Genomic DNA, 21,964 nt, shown 5'->3' with positions numbered 1-21,964 from the left:
TGAATTTTATAGCAGAATGTCTCGGCTGACCAGTATGATTGAGTATCTTAATATTTCTATTCAGATCAATATTATTTATGGCAAATTTCCCTGATTACACAGGCCGTTTCCGTTAAAATTCGGTAAATTTTTGAATTTACTAAATTTTGGGCCCTCTGACCTGTTTTTATAGATCTGAAGGTCCTTTTACACAGGAGCGTCAGCTATGCCACAGTACATGGTCTTTTACCTGGGAGGAGAGCTCCCGTCCAGCCCGGGAGAAGGGCAAAAGCATTTTGAAAGATACCAAAAGTGGCTGGCTTCACTCGGGGATGCAGTAGTGAGTGCTGCGATACCCTTCAAAGATACCCATACAGTTCACCCTGATGGCAAGACCGAGCTTGGAACAACGACAGGCATGTCGGGCCTTAGCATCATCAGAATGGGCTCTATGGAAGAAGCACTGACTGCTGCACGCGACTGTCCATTTCTGGAGATCAAAGGCACGCTGGAAATATCAGAGATGCTTGAGATGCAAGGCGATCCTGGTGAAGGTGGTAGCGACAAGGCTAACTAGCCCGATTATTGCACCAGTTGGACTGATCAGAGATGGAGTTTGTCTGTTACGCTGACTGGAAGCAGTTGCCAGAGAGTGCCAATGCCCTTTTTACAGAGGGTAGCAAGCAGAGTGTTTTCTTTTCCCGTCCATGGTTTGAGAACCTGGTCACTACTGTTCTGGAACCTGGCCAGACTATGTTGCTGGCCTGTGTCGTGGATGGGCAGAATGTGCTGGCTATTCTGCCACTGATGAAGCGCGAAGGTGAGCAGTGGACAATCCTCACGCACTTGTACTCCTCGCTCTATAGTCTCCTGCTTGCAGAGACAAACCGACAGTAAATTCTCGAATGCCTGGTTCAAGGTTTGACTGAATTACCGGTTTATCCATTGCGACTGGCTCCCGTGGATGAAAATGATGACAACCTGGAAAGCCTGCAGCGAGTCATTGAAGCATCAGGAGCCGAATGCCATTTCAAATTACGTTTCTACAACTGGATCTATCGGGTCAATGGGCAATCTTTTGAAGAGTACCTGGCTGCGCGGCCGGCCAGGGTGCGCAATACGATAGCTCGTAAAAAGCGCAAGCTTGAGCGTGAGCATGGATATGAAATCCGCCTTTTTATTGACCAGGAGTTGGAGCAGGGCATCGCTGATTTCAATGCCGTTTACAAGGCGAGCTGGAAAGCGACTGAACTCTATGACGATTTTATTCAAGGCCTGGCCTGCAGTTTATCGAAGCCGGGCTGGTTGAGGCTGGCAGTTCTCTATATCGATGGGCAGCCTGCAGCAGCCCAGTTCTGGTTTGTGGTCCATGGCAAGGCGAGTATCTTCAAGCTGGCTTACGACGAGGCCTGGAAGCGGTATTCACCAGGCACTATTCTCATTAGTTACCTGATGGAATATGTGATTGATACCGACAAGGTCGAGGAGATAGACTTCCTGACCGGTAATGATGCCTACAAACAGGACTGGATGTCGGAACGCAGGGAACGTTTCAGCCTGTTTTGTGGAAAACCACGCATCTCGAATAGCGGGAGAGGGTGGTTAGATTCTTTTTTCAGAAAATGGGTAAAGCTGCTTAAAGCTTCCCTGGTTAGCAGTTAATTAATTGCCGCCATTTACAAATTAAATTCGGATTCACTATGGTCACCAAGCTTGTACAAAAACACCCTTTAAAAGGAACCCAGACAATTGAAATCATTGATGACACCGTCAATGTCCAGATCAAACTGCCTTTCAAGAAAGAAGAGTCATTGACAGTGATGCTGACGGTTTTGAACCAGGAGCCGGTCATCAGTAAATCCCGACTTGAGTTTACCAGTCGCGTCAACAATGAAGCCTTGCTGTCACTTTTCCTGGATAAACCAAATGCCAAGGAGTTCAACGCTTTCGTCGCGCTGCTGAAACAGAAGATTCAAGAAGAATTCAGCGCGTTTGCAGGGCTGAAAACAGGTACATCTTCCGGATTGGAAGGGAATGTGTTTGAAGAACCACCGACATTCGACGAGCCTGATACTGCGCGTACCGCAAAAAACAAGGAGATCACGGCTGAAGGGGTTGAGGAAGCCATCAATATGCTCAGGGAGCATCTTGGCGGTGAAGAGATTGGTCCGTTTTTGACAGCCCTCGAATCGCTTAAGTCAAACCCGCAGAGTGATGAGTCTCTTTCACAAGTACTGAATGAGTTTCATGCCCTGGGCTCAACACAAGGTGCCATTTTGACCTATGCGCCCTATATTGCCACCTTGCTATCGGACGATCCTTTTTCATTTTAGCCAGGGCAGAGGCTACTTGATTCCTGCGAAGGCGTTGTACTCTTTCAGCGCTTTCTCTTTTACTGCTTCCACAAAAGCGTTGAACTCCTTGGCATTTGGTTTATCCAGGTAAAGCGACAGTAGCGGGCCACATTTAACCCGGCTATGGAAATTCAGGCGCGAATTTTCAATAACGGGTTCCGGATTCAGAATCGACAATGGCACCGATTTCTCTTTCTCTTTGAAGGGGGCCTTGATGCGTACACGCACCTCATCATCCAGCAGTTCAAACTCCTGGGTGCCTTTAAGAATATGTTTTTGTACCAGTTTCATAGTATCTTTCTAGTGTGATGAATTAAAGGGCCATTTTTCTGCGTACTGGCTTATCAGTTGATTCACTTCCTCGGGTACGTCCTGAGACTCCATCTGTCTTTTCCCATCAGCAAAAAAGCCGGGCAGGTCATAAGGAAGACGGCGTTCCATGTGTTCAAAAGTGGTTTGCATCAGCTGCGTATCCAGGGCGCGTGTGGCTGCCACGCCTGAATTGAGATTAAGCACTCGCCAGGGGCGCCAGGGATCGCTTTTGTCCTCGTCTGTCTTGATTTCGTCCGAGGCCGACTCAAGCACTTCATCAATAAAACGACTCAGGTTGGCGAGTTCATCAGAGTCCTGTTCTCCATTGACCAGGATGGCAAAGCTGTCTGCTGTCGCCTGCAGGTTATCCTGTACTGCGTTATGACGTGCAAACCAGACCGCAAGGGAGACAAACAGACGCGCCATATTGTCGCGCTGGTCATGGATATCCAGGTGCCATATTTGGGATGCGAGGCGGTCGAGCAGATCCAGTGTGTAATGGCCTAGCTCTGAAATTGCCTCGCTTTCAGGTTTTTGTTCTTCCTGTTCCAGACCGGAAGCAAGCTGGAAAAAATCTGACAAGGCCGATGCGAGAGGCAAGGGGCCTGATGCCTGGTCAGTAATTTTTTGCGTTTTCTCGTTTTCGTCGATAACGCGTTTCATTATTCCAAGTGCCTGGTCGGCAATGGTTGGTATTTCGATGACAAGTGAACTCATAATTTGTGAAGTCGTAAAATGCTGCTGATCAATAAGGGAATAATAGCATCTCTATTGTCCCGCAAATGGGCTGAATTAGTACATGAATAGAGAGGCAATTAGTCGTAATCTGTTAAATTGCGGGATTTTTCAATCTCCCTGATATGTTAAAATTGCGCAAATTTATCAAGAGCTTCCACAAGGGTTCAAAATGGAACTTACTCTAGACACTGAAAAATACGAACAACTCCAGAAGGCTTTCATTGCCGAAATTACCCAGACAGTCATGGTCAAGCTGGTCGAAGCCGGCCTGGAAGGGGATCAGCTGGAAGATGCAACGGCGAGTATTACGTTCAACGTTGCCAGTATTATCGATGATACCACCAGGATTGATGCGGATGGCATCGAGGTGAGGCCATATCTGACCTTCAGGGAAGGTGATAACGAGTTAGTCCATTGCGGCGAGAACTCGTATACCTACGATTTGATGATGGGCGTGATGAAAAAGCTGTTCCATGCGAAGGAAGGGTAAGCCGGGAGCTCCCGGCTATTCAGCTCGATTCTGACTCAGGGTCAGATAGGAACAATACGGTCAGGATCGTGGTCGATATCCGGCCCGTTAACCACTTTTGTTCCAGCCTCGATCTCTTCTGGCGTAGCTTCCCGGACTTTCAGAATTTCAAGCTTGAAAATCAGGTCTCTGCCGCATAGCGGGTTGTTACCATCGATAGTCAGGGTCTTGTCATCCATGCGCGTGACAATGAATTCCTTGGGCTCGCCTTTTTCACTTTCCATCAGGATTTTCATACCGATTTCGCGGTACTCTTCCGGCACATTTTCGATGTTATCAGTAAAAACGAGTCCTTCATCACGGGCACCGTAAATCAGGTTTCCATCAATCGGAATCTCGATGACCTCACCTTCAGTCCGACCTTCAAGTTGAGCGGTGACCTGTGTTGCGAGTACCTGGTCTGCACCATGGACATAACCAATCGGGAATTCTACTGTTGATAGAACCTGGCCGGTTTTTTCGTCAAGAACCTTGTAATTCAGTTCGACGTATTTGTCATGCTGGATGGTTTCTTTCATAGAAATTTACTTCTAATAATAATGAAAAGTATCGATTCAGTCTGTCTCGAATGGGTATTAGAAGATTGATGCACCAAAAATCTTCACTTCACCCTCTTTATCGTGTCCGAGAACCATTCTGCCCAGCCATTCGCCTTCTTTCTTGGTGCTGCGAACTCTGAACAGAAGAGTCACGTGTTCACCACGGCGGATAAAACCCAGGAAGTCATAATCTTCGGAAAGACTGCGCGTCAATTCGCTTCTGGAAAACTGTTTGCCGAGTTCAACTTCATTCAGGCCCAGTAGCAGGTCATAGGAGAAGTTGCGGATGAATTTTCCGTATTGCCCCTTGTTGGAAAACTTGATCAGCTCTTCCCACCAGGGGAGGCCGATTTCCAGGAGCTCTTCATCTGTCTTGTCAATAATATTCATCTGTTGCTCTTGCTTAACTTGCTAACATGCAATGAAAAAGAGGCCAATAATACTATTGGCCTCTTCAAAGTCAAACAGAAGTCCCCGGAAGGGGACCCCCGTTTGCTATTTTATGCACCCTCTTTGGCTTTCATATCAGCCAGGGCTTTATCCTCGATATCTCCAACCAGGTGATACAGAGGAGCTTTTTCCATGGTGTATTCGCCAGTTTTAGGATCACGACGTGAAACTGTCAGTACATGCCAGTTTGTATCGTCAACCTTCATGTGGTCACCACGGTAGTAGTAACCAGGCCAGCGAGTCTCTTTACGGAACAAGGTGTGATGCATAACAGACTCAGAAGCGAGTTGACGATGCTTCAGTTCCCATGCACGAAGCAGTTCGTGAACGTTTTCAGCAGCAACCTTCTGAAGATCCTCTTCGAGAGTCTTCATCTTCTTCAGACCGATGTGAAGCAGCTTCTCGTTGGTCATGTAGTTAACTGTTACACCACCAGCGTACTCGTCCATAAGCTTCTGCAAGCGATCAAGACCCTGACGTGGGTTGATGTAGTTAGGCGCTACAGTACCTGCAACGATTTCATTGCGGTAGATCTTGTAATGCTCCATAGGCTTGAAGATCTCTTCCTTGCGGCGATCGATCTGCTCCTGTGAAACATTAATGCCTTCAGCTTTACCATCGTCGATGTACTTACATGCAGCTTTAGCAGCCAGACGACCTTCAGTGAATGAACCTGAAGAGAATGCGTGTGGAGTACCACCAACAGCGTCACCAGCACCGAACAGGCCTTCAACGGTAGTCATACGGTTGTAGCCCCAGAAGTACTCATCAGGTGAGATATCTTCAGGACCGGAACACCATGCGCCACAACCTGTAGCGTGTGAACCCATAACGTATGGCTCAGAAGTAGTCAGCTCAGGGTTTTCGTACTTGGGGTTAACGTCTGTAGCAGCCCACAGTACAGCCTGACCAACAGTCATGCCGAGGAAGTTGTGCCAACCGATCTCTTCGAGATGCGGATCCTGGAACGCTTCCATGGTAACCATGTGGATAGGACCTTTACCAGATGCTACCTCGTTGATGAATGCGTGGTTACGCAGACAGGTAGGAATCGGACGGTGAGAAACGTGTGAAGCTTCAACGTCGAGGTATTCCTTGCCTACCATTTCCTGCAGGGCAGGGAACCACTTTGATTCATACTCTTCACCATCACAGTTCTGAGTGTAGGTTTTCAGATGCAGGAAGTAAGCACCAACAGGGCCGTAACCGTCTTTGAAACGAGCCAGTACGATACGGTTTTCCATCTGGGTCATCTTTGCACCAGCCTGGATCATCAGGCCGTAAGCTGAACCGGAAGACCATGGCGCATACCATACACGACCGGCACCTTCACCAACTGAACGTGGCTTGAAGATGTTTGAAGCACCACCAGCACCAACGACAACAGTCTTGGACTTGAATACGTGGTAATCACCAGTACGTACGTTGAAACCAACGGCACCTGCTACGCGGTTTTCCTTGGCGTCATCCATCAGCAGGTGGGTAACACAGATACGGTTGTAAACCTTGTCAGCTGACTTCTTCGCTGCCGCAGCAACGAGAGGCTTGTAGGATTCACCGTGGATCATGATCTGCCAGCGGCCTTCACGCAGGTAAGAGCCGGACTTAGGATCACGCATGATTGGCATGCCCCATTCTTCGAACTGGTGAACAGCCGAGTCAACGTGGCGAGCCATGTCAAACAGCAGGTCTTCACGAACCATGCCCATCAGGTCGATACGAGCGTAACGAACGTGATCTTCAGGGTTGTTCTCACCGAAGCGGGTACCCATGTAGCAGTTGATCGCGTAGAGACCCTGTGCAACAGCACCGGAACGGTCAATGTTTGCTTTTTCAGCAACAACGATCTTCTTGTCTTTGCCCCAGTAGCGAGCTTCCCAGGCAGCACCTGTACCGCCAAGGCCGGCACCGGCTACGAGAACATCAATATTGTCTTCAACAATTGTTTTAGCCATTAGTAGTACACCCCTTTTTCCATATGCAGTCCATTAGACTCCAAAGTATGAATATCGCCATCATCCATACGGATGTATTTTGGCTCGTTGAACAGTAACTGACTGTCACGCATTTCCTGGCTGGGAGCAGGCGCATCAGCCAGCTGAGGAATGTGCTCTCTCCATGGCTTGGTCGTAATAGGAGCCAGCAGGTTCAGGTCATTTTCACCGTTACGTGATTTGATACGCCAGGCGATTACACCTTTCTCTTCATCACGGATTACACGTACTGAGTGACCCAGCGGTGCGAAGTCTGCATAACCACGAACGTCAATCGCGTGGTGAGGGCAGGCTTTTACACATGAATAGCACTCCCAGCACATGTTTGGTTCGATGTTGTAAGCACGACGGTAAGTCGGGTCGATATGCATGATGTCTGAAGGGCAGATATCAACGCAATGTCCACAACCATCACAACGTGTCATATATACGAAAGTTGGCATCTCGTTTCTCCTTAACTATTAATAGTGTTGTGGGGCTTCGCTTTTGATACCAGGACCCATGTTAGGTGGGTTGGTGCCCATGTATTCGGGGATGTCCGGATAGCGTGCCTGCAGCTCAGGATCGGTCAGATCACCAAGATCAGGCAGGTTTTCCTGCGAGCCGTCAAGCTTGGTCATACGCTTCTGGAATGCAGCAGCTGGCTTGAAGAACATGTGTGCAAACTTGGACCAAAGAACTGTGCTGAACAGTGTGGTAGCAGAAAGGATGAACAGTGCGAGGAAGAGTGCATTGATACCTTCTTTACCTGCACCTGACAGAGACCAGACCAGAGCCCAGGTAACAGTCATCAGGGCTGAAACGATAAACAGGTCGGCTTTAGCCAGCTGATACCATTTTTTGCCTTCTGCAGATACGTCTACACGGATGATGAACCAGAACCAGTAGCCACCGATAGCCAGTGCAGCTGCACCCAGGTGCCAAAGCATTGGCCAGATACCAGCATCAGCTGAAGTCGGGTAGCCGAAAATCAGAACGGCAGTAGATGCGACGAAAAGAATGAAACCATACATGGTGAAGAGATGTGAAATCCTGCGCATCGGGTTTTCAAACTCACCTGAAGTCAGAACTTCGTTGAGCAGAACGCCAATCATAGCGCCAATTTTTTTACCGCCGCCTACTGAGCGCTTGGCATTAGCCTGCTGTTTCTGGGAATTCTCAAAAAAGTACTGAGCACTCTTTTTGTGAATCATGTCGATAATGGTTCCACCAATAACCAGCAGGATCATTACGATAACGTATCCCTGCATGATTGCGTCTGGAAAAAGTCCATTGAATGGGTTAGCTGTGATCATTGTCTCTCCTCAAGGATTGCATAGACGAATGTGTCTTTGATCTCGTATGTTTCGATGCACGCATGATTACTCAGCGTGGCCTGTCTCGCGGCTACGGCCCTATTAACCGTCAATCGGATAAGGATAATATTAGTAACAATTAATGTTAGCTAATCAGCATTCCTTTTTCTTCTATCAATCTTTTCAATGGCCCTTCAGGCCCGATTTGTGATTCAGTCATGGACATCGTCAGGAATGGCTCTCTAGCAAGGATCAGGGCTGTTTCAGACAGCTTTTGAGGGCATGTTGGCATTCATTCGGGGATTCCTGCTGCGTCCTAAATGACACAAGTTCTCATTTTCCTGCCAATATCTCACTTTCACCTGACATCCAAACCGTTCGGGGTTAGAATATCCGGCTTTTCGGGAGCCCCTGGCGTCCGGGCAAGAGCGCATTTATATAGGTGTGTGCTCGAGTGTCTTCAAATTAGGAGAATAGACCTTGTCAGATAGCAATTTACTCAATGAAATCAGTAAGAGACGTACGTTTGCTATCATCTCCCACCCTGATGCCGCCCAGCCTTTCAACGCTTAAAATCACCTTTCATTGCACACCACAATCACATCTCTACGTACTGAATTTAAAGGCTTTTTGTCTTTTTCTCGTTTCTTTGCTTTTCAATGATGTTCAAGCGTAACCTCGGAAAGTGTGTACATGTGGGATTCAAATAAAGTAAGTTACTTTTAAATATAGTTGGTAACTTACAAATAAATATGGTAACTTAGCTCCGTATACTTTATGCGCAAATGTCGGAGGTACGGAGCTTGACCAGCTTATCCCTTGACTCTCGTTCACTGAAATGGGTTAAACAAGGTCGTGGAAAGGGGTCAGGAAAAGACTACCAACCATGGTTGACCGTCAGAGACCTACCTTCTGCCGGACGATCTCACCGCATCTGGGGATTCCAGACTCAACGAACCCACCATCTGTTGTCAGACCTAGAGCTGGCGGCTTTTTTCCTGTTTGACTGGAATCCATCTGTCACTGATATCCGGGAGCAATATCCTCTCCGACTAGAGGATACCATTGAACTTGCGGCGCAAGCGCGTATCCGTCATCCCGAAGTACGAGGACAAATTCAAGTTATGTCCACGGATTTTCTAGTGGACACCAATAAGCCTGAGCGTCCAAGAATGGCTATTCAGGTAAAAACCTCTTCAGATCTTTCAAATCCTAGAACTATTGAAAAACTGGAACTTGAACGGCGTTATTGGGCGTTGAAGGAAGTTCCATGGTATTTGCTGACAGAAAAACAAATTCCCAAAACCGTCACCAAGAATATTGCCTGGCTGTATCCAGCGCAATTGGTTCTGGATGGGATCGAAGATACTCTGAATATGGCTTCCCTTTATCTGAGCTGCTTTATAAATCATCCGGCTTTGCTGATTTCTCAGGTTGCAATGATGCTAGATCAAGCCTATTTGCTCTCTCCAGGCGAATCCCTCCAAAAGATACGTTCGTTGTTAGCCTTAAGGGTTTTCTTATTCGATATCCGAAAGCCTTGGTCAACGCTGACTGTAGGGGAGCTACAAGCATCTTCAGACATTGAATCATTGAGGAATTATTATGTTGCGAATCAATGATGTCGTGGTATTCGGGGAGGCTCGGTATCGTATTCTTGATGTCTCAGATATTCGATATACATGGATTAATATCGATTCTGACAAAGCTTTCCCTGAGCGGGTTTCTCTGGCAGAGGTGGAAGACTTCATCCTTTCTGAGACTTTAAAAAAAATTGATGATCCTTATTCTCATCTTGTAGCTCAGCTCCCGGAACACGGCTCAGTAGCACAGCAAATCCGGGACAAGCGTATGGCCATTATGGCGCCTTTAATACACCAACCGGATATCTATTATCGCAGCGGTCGAGGCGCACTGGTTCAGCAGATTGTTACTGAATCTGGAACGGCCAAAAAAACAATATATGCCTATCTTCGGCAATATTGGCAGCGAGGTTGCACACCGAACGCGCTTCTGCCGGATTACGATAAATCAGGTGGGCGAGGAAAGAAACGCACAGCTTCAGGAAAAAAATTAGGGCGTCCGAGAAGTATAGCGCCGGGTACCGGCGCCATTGTAGATACTGGAGTTGAACACATGTTTCGCATTGTGCTTGATCGCCACTATCTGACGGAGAAGAATCATTCTCTACCCTATGCTCATCGACGCCTCGAAGGCATGTTTGAAACGGCTCATCCCGATGTACCGAAAGAGAATTTCCCGACAGTTGCTCAACTACGCTATTTCTACGAACGGGAATATGTCCGGCCTGAACGTATCCGGCTGAGAGCCAATAAAATTGAATATCAAAAGGACATCAGACCGTTACAAGGAACAGCCACAACCGGGGTTCACGGTCCTGGTGCACGCTACGAGATCGACGCGACTATTGCCGATATCTATCTGCTTTCCGCTGACAGACAAAAGATTATTGGCCGACCAACCTTGTACGTGGTTGTCGACGTCTATAGCAGATTGATTGCTGGTTTCTATGTGGGACTTGAAAACCCCTCCTATGTGACGGCTATGTTGGCATTGGTGAACGCCATGATCGATAAATCTCAGATATGCCAGTCTTTCGGTTATGACATCGGGGCTGAGGATTGGCCGTCGATTGGACTGCCGGACGCCATTTTGGCTGATCGCGGTGAGCTGCTGGGTCATCAAATTGAATATCTGGTGCAGGCTTTTGGTGTTCGGATTGAAAATACACCACCGTATCGTGGGGATGCGAAGGGTATCGTTGAGCGGCATTTTCGTACGATTCAAGCGGACTTCAAACCGTTTGCACCAGGAGTGGTTGCTGGAACCACCATTAAAAAGCGGGGCGGGAAAGATTATCGGTTGGATGCAACACTTACATTGGAAGATTTCACTAAAATCATTATCGGCTCTATTCTGCATCGCAACCAGAGTTCGGTATTGGTCAAGTATGACCGCGATCCGGATATGCCGGATACACTCGCACCTGTACCGATGAATATCTGGCAATGGGGTATTCAAAATCGTAGCGGACGGTTGCGTAACACATCAGAGTCGGCGTTGAAGTTGGCATTGTTGCCTCGTCAAAAAGTAACGCTTTCCGATTACGGCATTCAATGCTTCGGTGTCTTTTATACCTGTAGGGAGCTGCTGGCCTCTGGCTGGCTGCATAGAACCGGGCAACAGCGACCTGGCCCCTTTATGGCTGCGTATGACCCCTCGGTAGCCGACATCATTTATGTCTTCCCAGATGCAACAAAAACAGATTACTGGGAGTGCTCGCTAACCGACCGCTCAAGGGAATTTAGGGGCCGGTCGATGTGGGAGTTATGGGACAGCCAGCAGCAACAACGAAAATCAACAGCGGCAGCTAAATTGAAAGAGAGGGAAAGCAAAAGATCGCTGGAAAATGTGATTCAGGAAACCATCCAAAACGCAGAAAAGCTACGTCCTTCCTACTTTGGTGAATCGAAAACAGAAACTTTGGCTGGCATCAATCAAAACCGATGGGAAGCCCGTGAGCAGGAACGTCAAAAACGTCGAGCGGATAACAAGCCTACTGAGCCGAAACCCAAAGCAGATGTCAGGTATTTGACTGATCAGCCTGAAGATGGGGCTTTCCCAGATTTTCTGGATGACCTGTTTGGAGATGATGAATGAGGCTACCCAAAGGCATGGTACAAGCAATTTATAATGATACTGGGATCAGTCAGTACCAAGGAAACCCGCTCATTGAAGCTTTGCCGCCGATCCTGGACCGGCGTCAGCTAAAGGGCGGGTTATCGGGTCAAATTACGTTTCGTCCAACCGACGTTTATCTTGATGGCCAGACCCGTATTCATGTCATATCTCAATTACTTGATAATTTTTTCCAGCCGCTATCTCGTCACATTGAGCTGGAGTCAAAATTATCGGTCATGCTTCGACAAGGGTATGTTGGCAGGAATCTGGCGACAGGCGAACTGAATGCCCACATCCAGAATGGTTATGAGCGTGTCATGCAGGGGGATTTGGCTGTTTTCCGGTTCGAGCATGTGGAATCCACCGCTAAGAGTCTGGCTTTCATCGGTTGTTCTGGTTCAGGCAAGACAAGCTCATTGAACCGTATTCTGGCAACCTATCCCCAGTTGATATATCACGAAACCTACAACTTCACTCAGATCGTTTTCCTTAAAATTGACTGCCCACATGACGCTTCCTTGAAAAGCCTGTGTCATAACTTCTTTCGGGAAATTGACGCCGTACTCGCCACGAATTACGTACGCCGCTACGTGGAAAAACGACATAGCGTGGAAACCTTGATTGCGGTAATGGCACACATTGCCAACACCCACGCAATTGGACTGTTAGTGATTGATGAAATCCAGCACTTGAGTGTTAAGAACTCAGGTGGTGCCGAGCGCATGCTCAATTTCTTTGTCACACTGGTTAATGAAATTTCGGTCCCGGTTGTCATGGTGGGGACACCAAAGGCCATATCTGTCTTTGAACTGGATTTGCGGTCCGCTCGTCGTGGTGCAGGTTTTGGTTCAATACTATGGGAGCCTTTAAGCAAACCCTCAGGCGAGCAGGAGGTCTCCCGTAGCGAGTGGGGAGCTTTCACTGGCCGTTTGTGGAAGTATCAATGGCTGACTAAAGCATCCTCTGAAGTGACAGATGAAATTAGAGATACTTGGTACGAACTTTCTCAAGGCATCATGGATGTCGTCATCAAATTGTTTGTTCTGTCACAGATCCGAGCTGTTGTCACAGGCATTGAGCGCATTACCCCAGCTTTGATGCGAAAGGTATATCAGGATGAGCTAAAACCTATCCATCCCATGATTGATGCGTTACGGTCGGGCGATGTAACAAAAATAGCGCGTTACTCAGATCTGACTATCCCCGACGTGGATAGAAAAATACTGGAACTTAGCCACCTGCTGCGTTCCAACCAGGAAAGCATTGATACCGCAGTCAAGTATGGGGGTAATGAACAAGCTGTTCGTTTGCACAATATGCTGGTTGATATGGGGTATGCCTCTGAGCTGCTTGAGCCTTTGATCAATAGAGCGTTTGAGGATCATCCGGGCCTTGTGATGAAGGATCTTATGCCGCTGATCCTCTCTTGGTATCAGAGTGCAGAGATAGAAAAGCCAGTGTCATCCAAACCCAAACTTAAGGCGGTGAAGAAAGCTGACTGGCATACCCTGGATTCAGAAGACTTGCGCTTCCTATTCTCGCAGTCCGCCAATGAGGAAACCTTTCAGGAATCACTTGGCCGCAACGGCCTGTTTTTTGATGCCCAGGACTGGGTTAATTCCTTTGGGTGATGGCTGTGCTGAATTTTCCTATCCCTTACACAGAGGAGTTGATGTATAGCACTGTGGCCAGAGCAGGTGTCCGGCAAGGGCTGACCAGCCCAAAGCAATTGTTGGATGAGGTCTTCGAATCTCGCAGTATTATCGCAACGATAGACTTACCTAACCATCTTGTAATGCTCTCTCGTTGGCTTCCTGAGGAGTTTAAACCTGATAAGTTGATCTATAGTCATAGCTTATTTCCGCTTTACGCACCTTTTGTACCAGAGGCTCGACGGCTTCAGTGCATGAATTGGTTATACCAGGGTACTCAGGGTGCCGCTCATCTGGCATTAGGGGTTGCCGCCTCTCGTATTAAATCCCCGCGTTTTGTCAGGTACTGTCCCGGTTGTATAGCCGCTCAACGTGAACAATATGGTGAGTATTTTTGGCTACGAGAATGGCAGGTTGCCGGGGTTGAATCGTGCCCTGAACACGGTGTGCTGATGGATACGCGGATTGCTCGCCCCCTGATTGAACGTCATCGCTTTATCGCTGCGGCACCTGAACACTGTCATATAACTAAGCAGCAAAAGGGAATGGGAGTTTCTGACTGGATAACCGCTCAGGTGCGGCAGTTGTTGGTTCGGCCTGCGCAAGCGTCACCCAGCTTTGAGCAATGGACGGAGTATTATCGCAGCCTTGCTTATCGACTGGGTTTTTACCGGGGAAAAGCACAAATTGATCACTCGGTGATAAAAAATAAGGTATTAAAGGTGTGGCCTGCCGCTTGGTTAATCCGAAACCGTCTGATGCCTCCCAGTTCCGATATTGATGACTCAGACTGTCTGAAAGCAATCTTCCGCAAGCATCGAAAAAGTTTCAATTATCTTCAGCATATTGTTGTTCATCAGGCATTGCTGGATAGCCGCTGGCAGATAGACGATGTACTTGATGAAGTTAGCCGGAAACCAACACGTAAAACGCCACAACAAGTTAAGGTGGTGATACAAAAGTCGAACAGTCAAACGCCAGATCAGGAAGCTTGGTTTGCATTGCTATCTTCCTGTCCCCCCAAACAAGCCAGAAAAACATCACCGGCCTTGTATGCCAGACTTTATCGAAGTCATCGCGACTGGCTGTTGGACATTAACGATCGTCATGCAGAAAACAAGGCAAAGGCGAACGCACCACGCGTCGATTGGGAAAAGCGGGATCGGGAATATCTGCAAGCGCTCCGACAACTGGCAACGTTTCTGAAGGCAAATCAACAAGGGCCCAGGCGCTCAAGAACCTACTACCTTAAGTTGCCTGGTAATCTCTCAACCCTTGAGAAAAATCTCCATCAAATGCAACGTACATCGGCATTTTTGGTGGCTAATTCGGAAAGCGTTCCCCAGTACCAGATCCGACGCTTGCAAAATGCCTACGACGATTTGCGGGCTCTCTTTGACTCGCCGCCAAGATGGCGATTGTTGCGAAACGCCGGATTGAGTGAAGAACGAATGATGGAACCTGCCAGGCAGTATTTGGAAAATTTAGTGGATACGGAACATGAAGTTCAAAGGTGTAGAAAATAACAGCGTTATCCGGGAGATTGGCTCTTTATTCCGCCGCCATGATGGTTCTGACTGGCACATTAATGTCAAATTGGCACCTGGCCAAAAGAAACAATATTTTGGTATCTCTCAAATTCCGGTTTTAGCAAGACGCAGGGTTGTCAATGCAAGCGAGCAACCGCGCCCTGCCGGATTCCAGTCCCGTGTTGTGATAGAAAATGCTCGGCATTGGCGTACTGAACCGATTGAAGCCTGTCCAATTCCGGCGGTAAACCGGCAGGATGATGGACAGCAATGGTGCTTTAACTTTGAATTTGGTGGAACGCAGTATTATCTTCCTCAGCTCGAATTGGCACGAGTACTGTTTTTTCACCATGCTTATATAACGCGTTTAGCCTTGATCCCCAACGGAGTCTCTCAGGAGTTTGATGTCCAGCGCTTAGATAAGTTGAGCAAAGCGCTCATCAATATTCTACCAATCTGCACGCTACCGCTGTACGTCAGAGGTGACTATGCGTTAAGACGTTTGTTAGCTTGGATCTTATTGGATGATGATGTGCGGCAATCTTTTGAAAGTATTGCCCGTTACCAACTTCAGAACGGTTATGACACAGACAAATACCGTCTATGGTGTTTCCAATTTGAACCACCGCCGCTCGCAGGTGCTGAGCTGACACTTCGAGGCCATTTCGATCAGGAGCGAAAAGTGTTTTTTGTATATGAAATTTATGGTGTTTCCAATCTAATTTGTGATTGTCCCGCTTACGTCGATTTTGTCGATCCCCGATTCGCTGAGAGGCGAACTGGTCAGGGGTGTGCTGTTCGACCCGGTTCACAATCCGGTCCGGAATTGGAAATTGATGACGAACAAGAGCCAGATTCTGATCACACGGAAATCCGGATTGAAACGCCAGCCGTCGCATTTGAGTTTGCTAATCCCATTCAGACAACTCGCGTTGGTAAGAGAAAAGGTCAGACGGGTCGTCTGGGTCAGGAAGAGGACTCGTCAGACTCTACAGAAAATACTGGCTTTGACGTAAGTACTGATGAGGCCAGTACTCAAGGCACATTACCTTCAGCAGATTATGATGGCCTGGAAGACAAGAGCGACGACACACATCTCTATACAGATAAATTTGCAGCCTTTAACGCTATGGTACGGCAATTGGTTAGTATGTCTGGTTGCCGCCATATCCACAGGGAGATCCGAAAGCTTCCCACTATAGATGGTTACTCCAAGCATTTGCTTGCTGATGGTAATCCACGCTGTCTTGCCTTTCATCTAATCAATAAAAGCGGTGAAGTCTACGCACTGCTCGAAGTCGATACATCAGATAATAAGAATCGCTTATCAACTTTGCTGCTGAAACAAGCACGCTCATATATGGGCTGGGATGAACATCTTAGTGAGCTTGAGATTCGACTACTGAAGCGATCGCTGGTTTGGCCAACACCATTTCTCAAACAGGTATTTGGAAGTGATTGCAAAAGAATTCCTCACCAAAAGACTAAGGACAAGTCATTGCTAGAACAGGAATCAGTCCAACGGTGGGCAGAGAGGGTTTATTTGGAAATCTTTTGAGATGAGATGTGAAATTAATCGTATTTCGAGTAAGTCGAGACTGTAGGCGATTTGTATATCTATGGTATTCTACAGGTTATACGCCCGAGCTTATTCGCAAAGTCCTCCCTTGGTGAGCTTGTCTTCTTTCACAACCATCCTGCGGATAGCTTTAGAAATTGAGATTAGTTTGAGAGATGGATTAGGTCCAAACTTCTACATATTGGAGGTGGACAGTGTTCGAATGTCGACAATTACTTTACTAATTGCGTCAAAAAACCTTTTTAAGCAGCGCAAGATCGTATACTGTCAAACTTTCCGCTCATTTGCGCCATGGTTTTCAGATTATTTCCAAAACGATTCACCGTAAACAGTGCTCTGTGCTTGTCCGCAATCAAATGTGGCAGTACGTTAGCGAGACTGCCACTTGCGCCAAGATCGATATATGTCGGTTGCGCGATTTCAGATTCGATCATGCGAATAGTCTGTGCAAACTGCACCGGCTCACGGGCAATTGACCAGAGTCGGATCGGATCGATTTCACTTAATGTCGATGTCGTTGCACATGAATAGTAGGGTCTTGATGCAGAACTGAACCTGAGCGTTTCAGCTAGTGCCAGAAAGTTTTGTTTGGTAGCGTCAATGAAAGTGGAATGGAATCCTCTTGAGACCGGAAGACGCTGAAATAGAATACGTTCAGTTTTAAGAAAATCTTCGCAATCATTTAAGTGATGTTCGCTGCCGGTCAAGATAAATTGAGTGTCGTGATTGACAGCGGCAAGCGTCAATCTACTGATCCTTGTCAGTAGTTGCTCTAACAGTTTCAGGGGGGCGAATATGGCCAGCATACCCGCGGGCGATGTCAGTTGCTGGAACAGTTCGCCCTGTTCAAATACCAGTTTCAATGCGCTTTCAAGATCTAGTATGTCGGTAGAGACAAGGCAATTGTATTCACCCAGACTGTATCCCAGATAATAATCCGCAGTAATGCCTCGTGCCTCCAGTGTTTTAGACATGGCGTAATTGAACGCGAAGCAGGCCGGATGAGTCGCTCTGGTTTCGTTAAAATCCTGGAACGGATTGTTCTGCTGGTAAACGATGTGAGCCAGAGAAAAACCCGCAAGGTCTGCAATGATTTCGTCACACTGATCGAACGCACGTTTAAATGCCTGATCGTCGGCGTAAAGTTCCTTGCCCATGTGGTAATAATGACTACCCTGTCCCGGATACATGAAAACAGTTGCCGGTGCGGATGTGTCACGGTTAACTTGGTGCTGCACAGTGCGATCTCCTTTGGGCAGCGTTTTAACGTGTTCAGTCCACATGCGCGTCAGTGTTTGTCCCGGGCCCACTTCGCGAATATATTCAACACTGTAGTCGGTAAACAGATTCGTCATGATATCCAGCCAGTACACGGATGACGATAGCTGAGTGACCAGCGTGTTCCTGATCTCTTCCGGCGCAGATGAATAGGATTGTGCAGTAATATTGGCCAGTACCGGTGTGCGCGGACTATGAAAACTAAATGCCTGTAAAAACTCGTCAAACTCGACAGCGGCCTGTTTCATCAGGCGTGAATGAAATGCGCCACTCACGCGAAGCGGAATGTACCGAGCGCCCGGTTTTTGTTCTACGTATTCGGCAAATGCCAGGATTTCCGTTTTATCGCCGCTGACCACGGTTTGCGTTGGCATATTGATGTTTGCAATATCGATGTTGTTTAGGCCTGATTGACGAATCAATGTTGCGATTTCATCGAGTGACAGTCCCAATACCGCCGCCATGCCACCCTTTGGTGCGCGAGACATAATCTCGCCGCGTTTACGCACCAGTTGAATACCGGTTTCAATATCGAAGCAACCCGCCGCGAACAATGCGTTATATTCACCCAGGCTGTGACCGGCGAAAAAATCAGCTGTTTTCACGCCGTCCTGTTGCAGTTTGAGAAAACTCAGCGCGTTAACAAAAAACAGTGCTGGCTGAGAATACTGCGTCAGGTTTAAATGATTTTCAGGGTCGTTGACACAAAGTTCCCTGATCGAATAGCCAAGGATGTCATCGGCCAGTTCGACCTGATGAGGAAACAGTTCGAACAGCTGTTCTCCCATACCTTTATGTTGCGAGCCCTGTCCCGGAAACAGCCAGGCGGTGCTTTGATGATCCATATCGTGTTATCTCAGTGATTTGATGACGGTTTCGATGTTGTCTGCACCGGATTCGTTGTACAGGGAAATAAACCTCGACCCGATGACCGCGATGTCTGTCTTGCCTTTAAGGAAATTGATGTGTTCGGGCTGTTGTACGCCAAAGCCAAGTGCGATGGGCAGATGCGTTGCATTGCGATAGCGTTGCAGCAGTGCAGCCAGCTCCTCATTAAAATGAGTGGCCTGTCCGGTTACACCTTTTCGGCCTACGCAATACACCAGTCCTGATGAAACCTTGCCCAGGAACTTCAGTCGCTCATTGTCGCAGCTGGGTGCAAAAATTAGAATGGGGTGCAGCTTATGCTGTTCGCAGCTAGAAAAATATTCCTCTGCTTCGATTTCTTCAGGCGGCAGATCGGGAACGATCAGGCCATCTGCACCGGCTTCCTTGAGCGAGCGAACAAAGTTGTTGATTCCCCGCATGAATACGATATTGAAATAAGTCATCGCAATAATGCAGGTGTCGGGATGCCTGCGCTTGACATCAGTAATGAACCCGAAACAGTCATTGATGGTGGTGCCGTTTTGTAGTGCGATATGGCTGGCTCTTGAAATGGTATGACCATCCGCCATGGGTTCGCTGAACGGCAGTTGCAGTTCGATAATTTCGGCTCCGCCAGCAATCATCTTTTCCACCACTTTGTATGTTTCTTCAAGCGAGGGGTAACCAATGACCCAGTGAGTCATCAGTGCAATGCCTCGCTCGTCAACGGCGCGGTCGATCATTTGTTGCAGATTAGTACTCATCGGCGCGTTCCTTTATAAATTGTTGCCATTTGCTGTCGCCAAATGCTTCGGCGATGGTAAAGATATCCTTGTCGCCACGGCCAGACTGATTAATGATCACGCTCTGCTGTGGTGACATATCAGGAATTTCCGCAAGGGCTGCGGCAAACGCGTGCGCCGATTCCAGTGCCGGCACGATGCCTTCATGGCGTATCACGGTTTCCATCGCGGCAAGCACTTGCTCGTCGGTTGCGGCGGTAAAGCGCACGCGTCTGGTTTCGGATAAATGTGCGAGAATCGGTGATACACCGACATAGTCGAGACCGGCTGCAATCGAATGGGTGTCCAGCATCTGGCCGTCATCATTCTGCAGGAAACAGCTTTTATAACCCTGTACCACGCCGGGTTTGCCCTGCACGGAACTGAGTCGCGCAGCATGCAGGTCGCTATCCAGTCCTTTGCCCCCCGCTTCAACGCCGACCAGTTCAACCTCCTGGTCATCCATGAAAGCGGAGAAAATTCCGAGTGCGTTCGATCCGCCGCCGACGCATGCATACACTTTGTCCGGTAATTGTCCGGTTGCTGTCATGATCTGCTGGCGCGCTTCCTTACCGATGACCGACTGGAACTCGGCCACCATTTCCGGGAACGGTGATGGACCGCAGGCTGTACCGAATACATAGTGAGTATCGTCGAAACTGTTTACCCAGTCCCTGAATGCATCGTTTACCGCATCTTTGAGCGTTCTGCTGCCTTCTTCTACAGCAATGACTTCAGCGCCCAGTTTTTCCATCCAGAACACATTGGGTCGTTGTCGGCGAACGTCTTTTGCACCCATATATATAGTGCACTCAAAACCGAATTTGGCTGCCATGGTGGCAGTGGCCAGGCCGTGCTGCCCCGCACCGGTTTCGGCGATCACCCGTTTCTTGCCCATTCGTTTGCACAGAAGTCCCTGTCCCAGCACGTTGTTCACTTTATGGGAACCGGTGTGGTTGAGGTCTTCCCGTTTGATATAAACCTGGGCGCCACCAAGATGGCGTGTGAGGTTGTCTGCAAATGTCAGCGGAGTGGGGCGAGAAGAATAATTGGTCAGAAGCGTTTCGAACTCCTGCCAGAATGTTGCATCCTGAGAAATGTCCCGATAGCTGTTGCGCAAACCTTTCAGGCATACGCGCAAAACTTCCGGTGTATACGAACCACCGAATTTCCCAAAGTAGCCTTTACCGTCGTTTTTCATTTTGATCATCGTTCCAAAATATGCTGTTTAAGAAAAGCATTGCTTGCGTGTTCGCATTCCAATGCGTAGCGCTGCTATTTTACATACTACGGCGCATTATCGCGAACTGCAAGGCTCATAAGTTCATCGCTTAAACAGCAGAAAGGACATACTGACAGCGCTTTGTATTCTTTCTCAAAAGTCCCTGCGTCGATGCTGTCCGCTGTCAAAACCGGACAGTATACCCCCGGCTGCCGGACAGGGTGGGGGGCAGCCTGTCCAGCCGGGGATAAATGCCATTGCCTTCGGTTTACAGGTAGCCCAGGCCGATGAAGAGTTCCCGGTTGGTATCGGTGATTTCACGTCGACCGTGCATGACGCGCGTATTGTCGATCATGACCACATCACCGTCCTGCCACTGGACTTCCTTGGTGACCGCTTCAGTCACCACCCGAATTTCTTCCAGTATCTCATCGCTGATCGCCTGGTCGTTGTCAAAAGTGATCAGGGGCTTTTCATAGTTGTAAGACGGGCCCATGATGCTATTGGCAAACGCCCATTGTTTGCTGACCAGTGACTTGCGGGCGCCGGGCGCATCCAGGCTGTAGAAGATACTCATATCATCCTGCAGTTCGATTTTCTGGTTGGGTACACGATGCCTGAATGCCTCGAAATGTTCCATGGTGACTTCGTCGGCGCTATTGAGTCCCTCGGTTTCAAAAGCGACGTATTCTTTCCAGTGCGGCTCGGAAATGTTTCGCGAAATTCGCAACTGGTGGTCACGGAACAGGCTGCGCGTATCATCTGAAAGAAAACGCCATACCACCTGGCCATCGCACAGTGTGGTTTGTGATCCGTTGGATGCCGCTTTTCGGCAGTAGAAAAACACCAGGTCCGGCGGGAAAGGTGTGTTGGAGTTTTCGGTGTGCAAACCAACCGGGGCGGTGCCGGCATCGACTTTCTGCACATTGCTTTCAAAGAAAGTTCGGGCCGGGTCCAGTGTCACCTTGCTGCACATTTTTCCTACAAATTCCGAGAAACTGCCAAGGTCGACATCAAAGCCGCGAAGTAGTAGTGCGCCGGATTTTTCCAGGCTATTGAAAGCCTGATCTTTTTGCACGTCTGTAATCGGCTGTCCCTGCTCACCGATCATGATGGTTGCATTTCCTGTTTCAATGTCTTTAATCTGGATTCCCATGATAATG

At 48.2% G+C, this 21,964-nt stretch carries 21 protein-coding genes; 10 read left to right on the top strand and 11 right to left on the bottom strand.

Annotated features, from left to right (window positions below):
• Positions 1-205 precede the first annotated feature (205 nt).
• Genes BOW06_RS02300 through BOW06_RS02290 form a run of 4 tightly spaced genes read left to right on the top strand, consistent with a single transcriptional unit; the run spans position 206 to position 2,312 of the window.
• Complete coding sequence (locus tag BOW06_RS02300) at positions 206-556, top strand: YciI family protein (protein ID WP_043116948.1); 351 nt, start codon at positions 206-208, stop codon at positions 554-556.
• Between the two features lie 32 nt (positions 557-588).
• A complete protein-coding gene (locus BOW06_RS13185) occupies positions 589-876 on the top strand; it encodes a GNAT family N-acetyltransferase (protein ID WP_230208775.1) in 288 nt (95 codons plus the stop codon).
• 24 nt (positions 877-900) lie between these two features.
• Positions 901-1,641 (top strand): GNAT family N-acetyltransferase, encoded by a 741-nt coding sequence (locus tag BOW06_RS02295; protein ID WP_230208774.1) that lies wholly within the window; start codon positions 901-903, stop codon positions 1,639-1,641.
• Positions 1,642-1,679: 38 nt separating this feature from the next.
• The gene (locus tag BOW06_RS02290) at positions 1,680-2,312 is read left to right on the top strand and encodes a hypothetical protein (RefSeq protein WP_043116947.1); all 633 of its coding nucleotides are present in this window, start codon (positions 1,680-1,682) and stop codon (positions 2,310-2,312) included.
• Between the two features lie 12 nt (positions 2,313-2,324).
• Here the strand turns inward: BOW06_RS02290 and BOW06_RS02285 are convergent, their stop codons facing one another.
• Complete coding sequence (locus BOW06_RS02285; protein ID WP_052132125.1) at positions 2,325-2,624, bottom strand: hypothetical protein; 300 nt, start codon at positions 2,622-2,624, stop codon at positions 2,325-2,327.
• Positions 2,625-2,633: 9 nt separating this feature from the next.
• Complete coding sequence (locus BOW06_RS02280) at positions 2,634-3,362, bottom strand: hypothetical protein (protein ID WP_078453050.1); 729 nt, start codon at positions 3,360-3,362, stop codon at positions 2,634-2,636.
• 190 nt (positions 3,363-3,552) lie between these two features.
• Between BOW06_RS02280 and BOW06_RS02275 the strand changes: the two genes are divergently transcribed.
• Positions 3,553-3,873, top strand: coding sequence for a hypothetical protein (locus BOW06_RS02275; RefSeq protein WP_043116945.1), 321 nt, complete (start codon positions 3,553-3,555; stop codon positions 3,871-3,873).
• Positions 3,874-3,914: 41 nt separating this feature from the next.
• Here the strand turns inward: BOW06_RS02275 and BOW06_RS02270 are convergent, their stop codons facing one another.
• The 5 genes from BOW06_RS02270 to BOW06_RS02250 all read right to left on the bottom strand — a co-directional run bounded on the left by BOW06_RS02270 (position 3,915) and on the right by BOW06_RS02250 (position 8,190).
• The gene (locus BOW06_RS02270) at positions 3,915-4,430 is read right to left on the bottom strand and encodes an FKBP-type peptidyl-prolyl cis-trans isomerase (RefSeq protein WP_078453049.1); all 516 of its coding nucleotides are present in this window, start codon (positions 4,428-4,430) and stop codon (positions 3,915-3,917) included.
• A 57-nt stretch (positions 4,431-4,487) separates the two neighbouring features.
• Positions 4,488-4,841, bottom strand: coding sequence for a hypothetical protein (locus BOW06_RS02265; protein WP_043116943.1), 354 nt, complete (start codon positions 4,839-4,841; stop codon positions 4,488-4,490).
• Positions 4,842-4,951: 110 nt separating this feature from the next.
• The gene (gene aprA, locus BOW06_RS02260; protein WP_043116942.1) at positions 4,952-6,856 is read right to left on the bottom strand and encodes an adenylyl-sulfate reductase subunit alpha; all 1,905 of its coding nucleotides are present in this window, start codon (positions 6,854-6,856) and stop codon (positions 4,952-4,954) included.
• Positions 6,856-7,338 carry an adenylyl-sulfate reductase subunit beta gene (aprB, locus tag BOW06_RS02255; RefSeq protein WP_043116941.1) on the bottom strand — a complete coding sequence of 161 codons (483 nt, stop codon included), beginning with the start codon at positions 7,336-7,338 and terminating at the stop codon, positions 6,856-6,858. The genes aprA and aprB overlap by 1 nt, the downstream gene beginning before the upstream one ends.
• A gap of 18 nt (positions 7,339-7,356) precedes the next feature.
• Positions 7,357-8,190 carry an adenylyl-sulfate reductase gene (locus BOW06_RS02250; protein ID WP_179115095.1) on the bottom strand — a complete coding sequence of 278 codons (834 nt, stop codon included), beginning with the start codon at positions 8,188-8,190 and terminating at the stop codon, positions 7,357-7,359.
• 785 nt (positions 8,191-8,975) lie between these two features.
• Between BOW06_RS02250 and BOW06_RS02245 the strand changes: the two genes are divergently transcribed.
• Genes BOW06_RS02245 through BOW06_RS02225 form a run of 5 tightly spaced genes read left to right on the top strand, consistent with a single transcriptional unit; the run spans position 8,976 to position 16,631 of the window.
• Complete coding sequence (locus BOW06_RS02245; protein ID WP_078459443.1) at positions 8,976-9,812, top strand: TnsA endonuclease N-terminal domain-containing protein; 837 nt, start codon at positions 8,976-8,978, stop codon at positions 9,810-9,812.
• Positions 9,796-11,871: a TnsB C-terminal domain-containing protein gene (locus tag BOW06_RS02240; protein WP_078454302.1), complete on the top strand. Its 2,076-nt coding sequence runs from the start codon at positions 9,796-9,798 to the stop codon at positions 11,869-11,871. The genes BOW06_RS02245 and BOW06_RS02240 overlap by 17 nt, the downstream gene beginning before the upstream one ends.
• Positions 11,868-13,523, top strand: coding sequence for an AAA family ATPase (locus BOW06_RS02235; protein WP_078454303.1), 1,656 nt, complete (start codon positions 11,868-11,870; stop codon positions 13,521-13,523). Before BOW06_RS02240 ends, BOW06_RS02235 begins: the two co-directional genes overlap by 4 nt.
• Positions 13,523-15,070, top strand: a complete 1,548-nt coding sequence (locus BOW06_RS02230) for a TnsD family Tn7-like transposition protein (RefSeq protein WP_078454304.1) — start codon at positions 13,523-13,525, stop codon at positions 15,068-15,070. The genes BOW06_RS02235 and BOW06_RS02230 overlap by 1 nt, the downstream gene beginning before the upstream one ends.
• Positions 15,045-16,631 (top strand): Tn7-like element transposition protein TnsE, encoded by a 1,587-nt coding sequence (locus BOW06_RS02225; RefSeq protein ID WP_078454305.1) that lies wholly within the window; start codon positions 15,045-15,047, stop codon positions 16,629-16,631. Before BOW06_RS02230 ends, BOW06_RS02225 begins: the two co-directional genes overlap by 26 nt.
• 263 nt (positions 16,632-16,894) lie before the next feature.
• On the opposite strand, the gene fabD is transcribed toward BOW06_RS02225, so the two are convergent.
• The 4 genes from fabD to BOW06_RS02205 form a co-directional block, all read right to left on the bottom strand.
• On the bottom strand, positions 16,895-18,775 hold the full coding sequence (fabD, locus tag BOW06_RS02220; protein WP_078454955.1) for an ACP S-malonyltransferase: 1,881 nt from the start codon (positions 18,773-18,775) through the stop codon (positions 16,895-16,897).
• Positions 18,776-18,781: 6 nt separating this feature from the next.
• Positions 18,782-19,561, bottom strand: a complete 780-nt coding sequence (gene trpA, locus BOW06_RS02215) for a tryptophan synthase subunit alpha (RefSeq protein WP_078454221.1) — start codon at positions 19,559-19,561, stop codon at positions 18,782-18,784.
• Positions 19,551-20,780 carry a tryptophan synthase subunit beta gene (trpB, locus tag BOW06_RS02210; protein WP_078454325.1) on the bottom strand — a complete coding sequence of 410 codons (1,230 nt, stop codon included), beginning with the start codon at positions 20,778-20,780 and terminating at the stop codon, positions 19,551-19,553. The genes trpA and trpB overlap by 11 nt, the downstream gene beginning before the upstream one ends.
• 289 nt (positions 20,781-21,069) lie before the next feature.
• The gene (locus tag BOW06_RS02205) at positions 21,070-21,957 is read right to left on the bottom strand and encodes a TauD/TfdA family dioxygenase (RefSeq protein WP_078454308.1); all 888 of its coding nucleotides are present in this window, start codon (positions 21,955-21,957) and stop codon (positions 21,070-21,072) included.
• Between the last annotated feature and the right edge of the window lie 7 nt (positions 21,958-21,964).

The sequence above is a fragment of the Solemya velum gill symbiont genome (assembly GCF_002020255.1).
In the GTDB taxonomy this organism is placed as follows: domain Bacteria; phylum Pseudomonadota; class Gammaproteobacteria; order Chromatiales; family Chromatiaceae.
This window is presented reverse-complemented; position numbering and strand designations above follow the sequence as displayed.